Annotated in this window: 7 protein-coding genes and 1 tRNA gene; 2 read left to right on the plus strand and 6 right to left on the minus strand. The window is 66.9% G+C overall.

All coding sequences use genetic code 11. The annotated features are described in order from the left end of the window. Positions 1-102: 102 nt before the first annotated feature. From QNO00_RS14350 to QNO00_RS14375, 6 genes are all read right to left on the minus strand, one after another. The gene (locus QNO00_RS14350; protein ID WP_284024990.1) at positions 103-939 is read right to left on the minus strand and encodes an aldo/keto reductase; all 837 of its coding nucleotides are present in this window, start codon (positions 937-939) and stop codon (positions 103-105) included. A 102-nt stretch (positions 940-1,041) separates the two neighbouring features. Beyond that, on the minus strand, positions 1,042-1,515 hold the full coding sequence (locus QNO00_RS14355; RefSeq protein WP_229968025.1) for a hypothetical protein: 474 nt from the start codon (positions 1,513-1,515) through the stop codon (positions 1,042-1,044). Between the two features lie 5 nt (positions 1,516-1,520). Beyond that, positions 1,521-2,288: a bacterial proteasome activator family protein gene (locus QNO00_RS14360; RefSeq protein WP_284024991.1), complete on the minus strand. Its 768-nt coding sequence runs from the start codon at positions 2,286-2,288 to the stop codon at positions 1,521-1,523. A 209-nt stretch (positions 2,289-2,497) separates the two neighbouring features. After that, the gene (locus QNO00_RS14365) at positions 2,498-2,695 is read right to left on the minus strand and encodes a YbdD/YjiX family protein (RefSeq protein ID WP_284016125.1); all 198 of its coding nucleotides are present in this window, start codon (positions 2,693-2,695) and stop codon (positions 2,498-2,500) included. After that, entirely contained in the window at positions 2,692-4,983 is a 2,292-nt protein-coding gene (locus tag QNO00_RS14370) for a carbon starvation CstA family protein (protein WP_229968021.1), read from the minus strand. The genes QNO00_RS14365 and QNO00_RS14370 overlap by 4 nt, the downstream gene beginning before the upstream one ends. Positions 4,984-5,113: 130 nt before the next feature. Continuing rightward, complete coding sequence (locus tag QNO00_RS14375) at positions 5,114-6,091, minus strand: NAD(P)H-quinone oxidoreductase (protein WP_284024992.1); 978 nt, start codon at positions 6,089-6,091, stop codon at positions 5,114-5,116. A 63-nt stretch (positions 6,092-6,154) separates the two neighbouring features. On the opposite strand from QNO00_RS14375, the gene QNO00_RS14380 reads away from it, so the two are divergent. Together QNO00_RS14380 and QNO00_RS14385 are read left to right on the plus strand one after the other, a co-directional pair. Continuing rightward, positions 6,155-6,242, plus strand: a tRNA-Ser gene (locus QNO00_RS14380). A gap of 300 nt (positions 6,243-6,542) precedes the next feature. Beyond that, a complete protein-coding gene (locus QNO00_RS14385) occupies positions 6,543-11,048 on the plus strand; it encodes an ExeM/NucH family extracellular endonuclease (protein ID WP_284024993.1) in 4,506 nt (1,501 codons plus the stop codon). Positions 11,049-11,133: the final 85 nt, after the last annotated feature.

Consider the following 11,133-nt stretch of genomic DNA (forward strand, 5'->3'; position numbering starts at 1 on the left):
TTTGTGGTTGCCCCGCGGGCGCCCCCCCGCCTGGTGGGCCCGCCCCGGCCCCGGGCCCGCCCACCTCCTGCCAATTCGCGGGCCCGTCAGGCCGCGCGGGGTCTAGGCGAAGTCGGCAGTAGCCGGATCCGCGCCGTAGCGGGTGCCGTTGTCGAGCGCGTTGATGGCGTCGATGTCCTCATCCGAGAGCTTGAGGTTGAGGGATTCCCAGTTTTCCTGAATCCGGGACTCCGTCACGGACTTGGGGATCACGATGTTGCCCAGCGCCAGGTGCCAGGCGATGACCACCTGGGCCGGGGTGGCGCCGTCGTACTTGGCGGCGATCTCGACCAGCTTCGGGTCCTCCAGCAGGCCCTTGCCGGACCCCAGCGGGGACCAGGACTCGTGCAGGATGTTGTGCTTGGCCTCGAAGGCGCGCAGTTCGGACTGGTTCAGGTAGGGGTGGGTCTCCACCTGGTTCAGCACGGGAACAACGCCGGTGGCGTCGATGATTTCCTGCAGCGCCTCAACGGTGAAGTTGCAGACGCCGATGGACTTCACACGGCCCTGCTTCTGCAGTTCGATCAGGGCCTTCCAGGTGTCCACGTACTTGTTCTGCTTCGGCTGGAGCCAGTGGATCAGATACAGGTCCAGGGTTTCCAGGCCGAGGCGCTCCATCGAGGCGTCGAAGGCCTTCAGGGTTTCTTCGTAGCCCTGGTCGGCGTTCCACACCTTGGTGGTGATGAACATGTCTTCGCGGGGAACCGAGGTGGCGGCGATGGCACGGCCGACGCCGGCTTCGTTGCCGTAGATCTTGGCGGTGTCGATGTGGCGGTAGCCGGCGTTGAACGCCTGCCCCACTACGGTTTCCGCCACCGAATCCTCAACCTGCCACACGCCGTAGCCAAGCTGGGGAATGGTATTGCCGTCGTTGAAAGTCACAAGAGGTGATGTAGTCATTCGCCTATCCTTGCAAACGACCCGCGGAAATCAGCCTTCCGTGACGGCTCTATGCTGGACGCGAAAAAGCACAGACCTTATTCCCGTTTCGGAAACAAGTTTTTAGGATTTCCGCGGCGCCGCGAGGGCAGCCTTCAGGGCGAGTTCGGCCTCCAGGACGTCTTCGGTGACGAGCTGCGCACGCCGGTGCACGTTTTCCAGGCCGGCGGAGGCAAAGCCCCACCGTTCACCCTCCAACCGGGACATGGCCGCTGCTTCGGCCGTGGCCGCCAGCGAGTTGCCGCTGCGGGACAGCGCCCGGTGCACAGCGATCAGGGCGCCGGGGATGTCCTGACCGTTGCTGGGCAGGCGCCGCTGGGCAGTGACGCACACGTCGCGGACCCGCGGCAGCAGTTCGGCCAGCCCGTTGGCGATGGTCACCAGCTCGTTGTAGATGGCGTCGTCCTCCACCCCCTCCAGCATTTGGTGGTAGCGGTCCAGGCCGCGGGTGAAGCGGTCGTGGGCGCGTCGCCACACACCGACTCCGAGCTGAGTATCGTCTTTCCGCCCCTGTCGGGCGGCTGCAAAAAGTGCCATGGGTCCTACAAGTACTGGCCGGGACCGGCATGCGGTTCGGGATGGGCGGAGCCGGAACGGGATTGTGCTGACGAGTCGGCGCGCCGCGGCTCGCCGTTCTCGCCGATGACAATGCCGGGGGCAAGGACGGTGCCGGGCGGCAGCTGGCGCAGCTGCAGCCGGGACGCCATCTGCTGGTTGGCGGTCTGCTGTGCGGCGATGGCGGTTTGGATTCCCCGGAAGAGGCCTTCCAGCCAGCCGACAATCTGCGCCTGGGCAATCCGCAGTTCGGCGTCGGTGGGGACGGTGTCGTCAAGGAACGGGAGATTGACCCGGTGGAGTTCGTCGACCAGTTCGGGGGCGAGGCCGTCCTCGAGTTCCCGCACCGAGCGTGCGTGGATTTCCGCCAGGCGGTTGCGGGCAGCATCATCCAGCGGAGCGTTCCGAACCTCTTCCAGGAGCTGCTTGATCATGGTGCCGATCCGCATGACCTTGGCAGGCTCGTCCACCAGGTCGCGCAGCTTCGCCGGACCCGGACTGTTTTCGCCGCTGCGGGCGGGACTGTCCGATTCCCCGCCGCCCGAGGGGCCGCCGGACCCGCCGGACCCGCCGCTGGCGGAGTAATCCGGTGAACCGTTGCCTGCGGCCCGGCCGACAACCGGCGGGTTGCTGGTGGGAGCCTCGTCGAGACGGCCAACCGAAGTGCCGGCGGGATTTTTGGCGTGTGATGAATCTGCGGAACCGGGCGCAGGCGCCATATCCGGCCGGTCGGCGGATCCGTTCTCTTCAGTCATGCATTAATGCTCTCACGGTTGCGGTTGGTTGCCGGTGGCACGTCGGCTTTCCAGCCCGGCCTTCCGCTATTTTGCTGCATTCCCGTCCGTGCCCGGGCCGCCGGCAACAAAACGACATGCTCCCGAGGTTCGCACCGCACGAACGACGACGGCGGCACCCGGGCAGGTGCCGCCGTCGTCGTTCGTGCTTGCCCGGCGTCCCGGGGGCGCTAGCAGCAGCGGCCCTCGGGGTTGGAGTCCTGGCGGTCCATTTTGTCCTTCCAGAATTCCCGCTCGCTCAGCAGCGGCGCGCTGCAGGCGGAGGATTCGTGGAAGGCGACGTACTTGCCGTAGGCGTCCTCACCCATGACATCGCGGAAGAACCGCACAAAGCCGCGCAGCCCGTCCTTGACGCCCGCCGTGCTCACGGGTGCGCCTTTTTCACCGGTTTGCGGTCCGCGGGCAGCGCGTCCCACTGCGTCTGGATCTCCTTCTCGGCCGGCGTGGCCAGGAATCCCGCGGGGGCGAACGTGCGCGAGGCGACCGCCGGATCTTCGGCGCTTGGAGAACCGCCGGAGCGGTAGGAACGGATGCTCGCGATCACCGCGGTGATGATCACGATGATCGCGAGCGTCACGAACACGATGGACAGCGTGCCCTGAATGAGGGTGTTCCGGACAACGGCGTCCATCGCCTCGACGGTTTTGGCGGTGCCGAAGCTGGTTTCGCCGCGCTCCAAGGCGCCCTTGAAGGCATTGTGCTGGGCCCAGTATCCGACAGCCGGTACGGGAGAGAAGATCTTGTACATGGAGGCGGTGATGGTCACCACTGAGGCGAAGGCCAACGGCAGCACCACGATCCAGATGTACTTGAAGACGTTCTTCTTGGCCAGGATCGCCAGGCAGATGGCGAGCGCAATCGCGGCCAGCAGCTGGTTGGCGATGCCGAACAGCGGGAACAGGGTGTTGATCCCGCCCAGCGGGTCCGTGACCCCCATGATCAGGATCGACCCCCAACCTCCGACCATGACGGCCGTACAGATCCAGGCTCCGGTCCGCCAGGAGGTGTCGCGGAACTTCGGAATGAAGTTGCCGATGGAATCCTGCAGCATGAAGCGGGCCACGCGGGTGCCGGCGTCCACGGCGGTGAGGATGAACAGGGCCTCGAACATGATGGCGAAGTGGTACCAGAATGCCATCATCGAGGAGCCGCCGATCAGGCTCTGCATGATCTGGGCCAGGCCCACGGCAAGGGTGGGCGCGCCGCCGGTCCGCGAAACGATGGATTCCTCGCCCACGTTCGCTGCCATGTTGGTGAGCATGTCCGGCGTCAGGTTCACGCCGGCCAGCCCCAGGCTGTTGACGAACGCGACGGCGCCCTCCACGGTTCCGCCGGTGGCTGCGGCCGAGGAGTTCATCGCGAAGTAGATGCCACGGTCGATGGAGATGGCCGCCACCAGGGCCATGATGGCCACGAAGGACTCCATCAGCATGCCGCCGTAGCCAATGAAGCGGGTCTGGCGTTCCTTCTCGATCATCTTGGGCGTGGTGCCGGAGGAGATCAGCGCGTGGAAGCCGGACAGGGCGCCGCAGGCGATCGTCACGAACAGGAACGGGAACAGCGGGCCGGCCACGACCGGACCGTTGTCGGCGGACGCGAACTCGCTGATCGCCGGAACGGTGATTTCCGGGCGCACGATAATGATCGCAACGGCCAGCATCACGATGGTCCCCACCTTCATGAAGGTGGAAAGGTAGTCGCGCGGGGCCAGCAGCAGCCAGACCGGCAGGACCGCGGCGATGAAGCCGTAAATGATGATGCCCCAGGCGATGACTGTCTTGTCCAGGGTCAGGAAGTCACCCAGTGCGGTGTCGGCGATGACGCCGCCGCCGATGATGGCCAGCAGCAGCAGGACAAAGCCGATGATCGACACTTCCGTGACCTTGCCGGGCCGCAGGAAGCGCAGGTAGACGCCCATGAACAGGGCAATGGGAATGGTCATGCCCACGGAGAACACGCCCCACGGGCTTTCGGCCAGGGCGTTCACGACGACCAGCGCCAGGATGGCCACGATGATGATCATGATGGTCAGCGTCGCGATCAGGGCGGCAGTGCCGCCCACCCGGCCCAGCTCCTCACGGGCCATCTGCCCCAGGGACCGTCCGCCGCGGCGCATGGAGAAGAACATGACCAGGTAGTCCTGGACGGCGCCGGCGAACACGACGCCGATGATGATCCAGATGGTGCCGGGAAGGTAGCCCATCTGGGCGGCAAGGACCGGTCCGACCAGCGGACCGGCACCGGCGATGGCGGCAAAGTGGTGCCCGTACAGGACCCGGCGGTCGGTGGCGGCGTAGTCCTTGCCGTCGGCCTTGTACTCGGCGGGAGTGGCGCGCCGGTCGTTGGGCCGCAGGAGCTTTCGCTCAATGAACTTGGAGTAGAAGCGGTACGCGATGAAGTAGGTGCAGACAGCCGCAAAGACAAACCAGATGGCATTGACGGTTTCTCCGCGGACCAGGGCCAGCATGTACCAACTGACCCCGCCCAGCAGGGCAATGCCTGCCCAGATGGCGATCTTCAGCGGGGTCCAGTGGCGGTCTTCGGCTTCCGCGGTCTCCGGATCCACGGCAACCGGCGGAAGATCGGGATCCTGCACCAGGACGTCGCTGTCCTCGGGCTGTCCGGGGGCGGCCCGGCGCCGGCGATTCTCACTCATAAGGAGTTCCCTTTGTTTGGGGTAACGACTCGGAAAGACCGGCAGTGGAACCGGTCGGGAGGCAGAACAGACCGCACTCTTGCCACGAGGTTAGCAGTGCGCGTGTGATGCGCCCCACGCGACGGGCCGGTCAGGTCGTCAGGAGGATCTTGCCCGTGTGATGGCCGGAATCAAAGTACTCGTGGGCGGCACCGGCGTCGGCGAGCGGGAAGGTGCGGTCCACCAGCGGGCGGATCGTGCCCGCTTCCACCAGCGGCCACACGTACTTGCGGACCGCCTGCATGATGGCGGCCTTTTCCTCCGCCGGACGCGCCCGCAGCGTGGTGCCGATGACCGCCAACCGCTTGCGCATCACCAGGTTGAGATCGATTTCAGCCTTGGTGCCGCCCTGCAGGCCGATAATGACCAGCCGGCCGGACACGGCCAGGGCTTCAAGGTTGCGCTGCAGATACTTCGCGCCGATGACGTCCAGGATGACGTCGGCTCCCCGCCCGTCGGTGGCTTCGCGGACCCGGGCCACGAAGTCCTCCTCCTTGTAGTTGATGAGCACCTGCGCACCGAGCGACCGGGCCAGTTCCAGCTTTTCGTCCGAGCCTGCCGTCACCATCGGCACGGCGCCGAACGCGGCCACCATCTGGATGGCCATCGTGCCGATGCCGCCGGTTCCGCCGTGGATCAGGACGTGGTCGCCCTCCGTAACCCCGGCGGCCATGAACAGGTTGGAGAAGACGGTGGCAGCGGTTTCGGGCAGGGACGCTGCGGTAACCAGGTCCACGCCAGCCGGCACGGGCAGGACCTGGCCGGCCGGAACGTTGACCTGCTCGGCGTATCCGCCGCCCGTCAGCAGGGCGACGACGTCGGCCCCCACGGAGAGCCCCTCCACCCCGGAGCCGATCGCGGCGATCCGGCCGGACACCTCCAGGCCGGGATACTCCGATGCGCCGGCGGGCACCGGATAGTGGCCCTTCCGCTGCAGCACGTCCGCCCGGTTGAGTCCCGCGGCAGCCACGTCAATGAGCACTTCCCCGGGTCCTGGCACCGGCACCGGCACGTCCTGCACCTGCAGGGTGTCCGGGCCGCCGGGCGTAGTGATGACAACTGCTCTCATTCTGTCCTCCACGGGGTTGATCAGATTTTGGTGAATTGCACCTTTCTGCCAGACTACTAGTGGGGAAGGTTGTCCGAGCGGCCGATGGAGCTGGTCTTGAAAACCAGTGTGCGGTAACCCCGTACCAAGGGTTCGAATCCCTTACCTTCCGCAAATTGGCGAAATCCGGCAGTATTATCCGGTTTTGCCGCAAGAGAATATGCATTTCGTCCGGACCGTTTGGTCCGTGCAATCTGCCCCTGAGAGCGCATCACTTCCCTGAAGTGATGCGCTCTTTTTGCGTTTCCGCTGCTCCTCGGCCCCACCCCCGGCACATCCCGGCCACCAAACGGTCACCCATTCGTAACCTGCGCCACATAGTATTACCAGCGTCACTCGCGTTACCCCCTCGCCGCCGCTGCACGGCGGCCATTACCGTCAGCTGGGACCAGCTGACCAAGGAGCATGAGGCATGAGACCTTTCACCTGGAAGGCGGCCCTGGGAGCAACCCTCTCGGCTGGCCTGCTGGCGGCACCAATGACGGCGCTTCCGGCCTATGCGGAAGACGGCGGCGCAGCCGTTCCCGGCATCGTCATCAACGAGGCGTACCTGAGCGGCGGCAGCGCCAACGCCCCGTTCACCAACAAGTTCGTTGAGCTGTACAACCCCACCGGCACCGACGTCAGCCTTGACGGCTGGTCCCTGCAGTACCGCTCCGCGGGGTCGACGGCGGCGCCCACCGGAATTGGAGCCCTCGCCGGAACCATCCCGGCCGGGGGCTACTATCTGATTTCCGGAGCCTCCAACGGCGCCTCCGGCGCACCGCTGCCGGCCGCCGATGCCACCGTCGGGGCCAGCTTCAGCGGGTCGGGCGGCACCCTCGTCCTGTCCAGCCAGGCAACCCGGGTGGATCCGCTGCCCGCCGGGTCCGTCACCGGCACCGCCGGCGTCGTGGACCTGCTCGGCTACGGCACATCCAACACCTTCGAAACCGCAGCCGCAGCAGCACCAGCCGGCAACGCCGACCCCAAGTCCCTGAACCGCACCGGATTCACTGACTCCAACAACAACGCCGCTGACTTCACGCTCAGCGCCAACGTCACGCCCACGGGCACCGGCAGCCCGGCTCCCGGCGAGCCGGACCCCACCCCCACGCCCACTCCGGAACCTTCACCGACCACACCGGCGAACCCGCCCGGAGACGCAATTCCAATCGCCGCGGTCCAAGGGTCCGGCGAGGCCAGCCCGCTGATCGGGCAAACCGTCACCACCCGGGGCAAGGTCACCGGCGTCTATCCCACCGGCGGCTTCAACGGTTACTACCTGCAGACCCCGGGCACCGGCGGCACGCTCGACCCGGCCGGCCACACGGCGTCGGACGGCATCTTCGTATACTCGGCGGACACGGTTGGATCCGTGGCAGCCGGCGACTACGTGGAAGTCACCGGCAGCGTCGGCGAGTACTTCGGCCTGACCCAGCTCACGGTCGCCGCCGGAAACCTGACCCGGCTCGATGAGCCCGCCGAGGAGGTCAAGGCCGCCAGCGTGACCTGGCCCGCCAACGAGGTCGAACGCGAAGCCCTGGAAGGAATGCTCCTGGCTCCGCAGGGCAGCTTTACCGTCACCGACAACTATTCCCTGAACCAGTACGCGGAAATCGGGCTGGCTGCCGGGACCTCGCCGCTGGTCCAGCCCACCGCGGTGGCCGCCGTCGGCACCCCGGAACACGCCGCCGTCGTCGCCGACAACGCGGCACGCGCCGTGAAGCTCGACGACGGCGCCAGCACCAACTTCCTGAGCGCTGCGAACCAGGGCATCCCCCTGCCCTACCTGACCCCGGAGAACCCGGTGCGGATCGGGGCCGCGGCCGCCTTCACCACCGGCGTGATCCTGGACTTCCGCAACAGTGCCTGGAAGTTCCAGCCGCTCACCGCCCTCACCGCGGCCAACGCTGCCGAGGCGACACCGGCGTCGTTCGAAGCCACCCGCACGGCCGCCCCGGAAAGCGTCGGCGGAAACCTGAAACTCGCCTCCTTCAACGTGTTGAACTACTTCAGCACCACCGGCGACACTCTCGCGGGCTGCATCTACTACACCGACCGCGCCGGCGCCCCGCTGACCGTGCGCGGCGGCTGCGACGCCCGCGGCGCCGCCAACGCCGAGAACCTCGACCGCCAGCAGGCCAAGATCGTTGCCGCGATCAACGCCCTGGGCGCCGACGTCGTCTCGCTGATGGAGGTGGAAAATTCGGCAGCGTTCGGCAAGGACCGCGACGAGGCGCTGGCTCACCTGACGGCCGCCCTGAACGAACAGGCGCCCGGCACCTGGGATTACGTCCGCTCCCCCGCCGCGCTGCCCGACGCCGAAGACGTCATCCGCACCGCGTTCATCTTCCGCACGGCCACCGCCGAACCGGTGGGCGAGTCCGTCATCCTCAACGATGAAGCCTTCTTCTCCAACGCCCGCGAGCCGCTGGCCCAGGCCTTCAAGCCCGCCGGCGGTTCGGACAGCGAAACCCTCCTGGCCATCAGCAACCACTTCAAGTCCAAGGGCTCAGCTCCGGACTCGGGCGAGAACGCTGACACCGGGCAGGGCGGCTGGAACGCTGACCGCGTCCGCCAGGCCCAGGCGCTGGTCAGCTTCGCAGACACCGCGTCCGAGACCGCAGGCACCGAAAAGGTCTTCCTGCTCGGGGACTTCAACTCCTACGCCGCCGAAGACCCGATGAGGGTCCTCGCCGACGCCGGCTACGTGAACCTGGGCAAGGCCACCGGCAAGCACTCCTACGCGTTCAGCGGTTTGGTCGGCTCGCTCGACCACGTCCTGGCCTCCGGGGAGGCGGCAGAGGCCGTCACCGGAGCCGACATCTGGAACATCAACTCGGTGGAGTCGTTGGCGCTGGAATACAGCCGCTTCAACACCAACGTCACCAACTACTACGCGCCGGACCCCTACAGGTCCTCGGACCACGATCCGATCCTCGTCGGCTTGGATCTGAGCCCGGCAGGAGCGGAAACCGAAGAGCTGAACCTGCTGAACATCAACGACTTCCACGGCAGGATCGACGACAATACCGTGAACTTCGCCGGAACCGTTGAGCAGCTCAAGGCCGCCGCACCCGAGGGCAGTTCGCTGTTCCTCTCCGCCGGCGACAACATCGGAGCGTCCCTGTTCGCGTCTTCCGTCCAGCAGGACAAGCCCACGCTGGATGTCCTGAACGCTCTGGAATTGCAGGCGTCTGCGGTGGGCAACCACGAGTTCGACGCCGGCTTCGCGGACCTTACGGACCGCGTTGCTGCGGCCGCCGATTTCCCGTACCTCGGCGCCAACGTCTACCTCAAGGGCACCACCACTCCCGCCCTGGACGAATACACGATCCTGGACGTGAACGGTGTGTCGGTTGCCGTGATCGGTGCCATCACCGAGGAAACCCCCACGCTGGTCAGCCCCGGCGGCATCGCCGACCTGGACTTTGGTGATCCGGTCGAGGCCGTCAACCGGGTGGCCGAGCAGCTTCAGGCCGCCGGCCTGGCCGACGTCATCGTCGCCGAATACCACGAGGGTGCCGGCAGCGGCAGCCTCGAGGAGTCCACGCTGGAGCAGGAACTGGCCGCCGGCGGAACCTTTGCCGAGATCGTCAACGGCACGAGTGCGCTGGTCGACGCCATCTACACCGGCCACACCCACAAGCAGTATGCCTGGGACGCACCCGTTCCCGGCGGCGACGGCAAAACCCGTCCCGTGCTGCAGACCGGGTCTTACGGCGAGTTCATCGGCCAGATCAACCTGGATTACAACCCGGCCACCGATGAGGTGGTGTCCTACACGGCCACCAACGTTCCGCGGACCACGGAAAGCGCAGCGTCCCTCGTGTCCGCCTATCCCGCGGTGGCCGAGGTGAAGTCAATCGTTGACACGGCGCTGGCCTACTCCGCCGAGGTCGGCAACGAGCCGGTGGGTTCGGTGACCGCGGACATTACGACGGCGTTTACCGGCACCACCCGCGATGACCGCAGCGCCGAATCCACGCTGGGCAACCTCGTAGCCGATTCCCTGCTCAGCACCCTGTCCACGGCCGACCGGGGCGGTGCCGAAATCGGCGTCACCAATCCCGGCGGGCTGCGGGCCGAACTGTACTACGGCGACGACGGCGTGATCACCTACGCCGAGGCCAACGCGGTGCTGCCGTTCGTCAACAACCTCTGGACCACCACGCTCACCGGGGCCCAGCTGAAAACCATGCTCGAACAGCAGTGGCAGCCCGCGGGCAGTTCGCGGCCGTTCCTGGCATTGGGTTTGTCGGACAACATCACCTACACGTTCGACCCGGCGCAGGCTGCGGGGTCCCGGATCTCCACGGTAACCGTCAACGGTGAAGCCCTGGATCCGACCCGGGCCTACCGGGTGGGCACGTTCAGCTTCCTGGCTCAGGGCGGCGACAATTTCACGGTCTTCAACGAAGGCACCGACACCCGTGACTCCGGGCTCGTCGACCGTGACGCGTGGATCAGTTACATCGAGGCCAACAGCCCGCTCTCACCTGACTTCGCCCGCCAGGGCGTTGTGGTGCAGGGCGCTCCGGCCGCCGCAGCTCCGGGTGCGGCCGTATCATTCACCGTGTCCGGTCTGGATCTGACCTCACTGGGAAGCCCGGTGAACACCGGGCTGGCCGTCAGCTGGGTGGATGCGGCCGGAACGGCGACGCCCCTGGGCACCTCTGCCGTGACCGCCGGCACCGCGTCGGTCAACGTCACCGTCCCGGCATCGGCTGCGGCTTCGGCTTCGGGCCGGCTGGTCCTCACGGCCGATTCCTCGGGCACCACAGTGACCCTGCCGGTCACTGTGGAGGCGCCAACCACGCCGCCGGCTCCGGTGTGCACCGCCCCGGTGCCGCCGAAGAACTGGTGGGATGTCCGGGGCTGGCTGCGCTACACCCTGGAATGGGCCCGGTACCTGGTCTGCCTCAGCGGCCGGTAACTCCGGTTCGACACTAAGACCGGCGGGGGGGGGGGGGGGGGGGGGGGGGCCGGCCGGGGGGGGTGGTCCACGACGCGGGGGGCGG

Origin of the sequence: Arthrobacter sp. zg-Y1219, from assembly GCF_030125545.1 — a bacterium.
Lineage (GTDB): Bacteria > Actinomycetota > Actinomycetes > Actinomycetales > Micrococcaceae > Arthrobacter_B.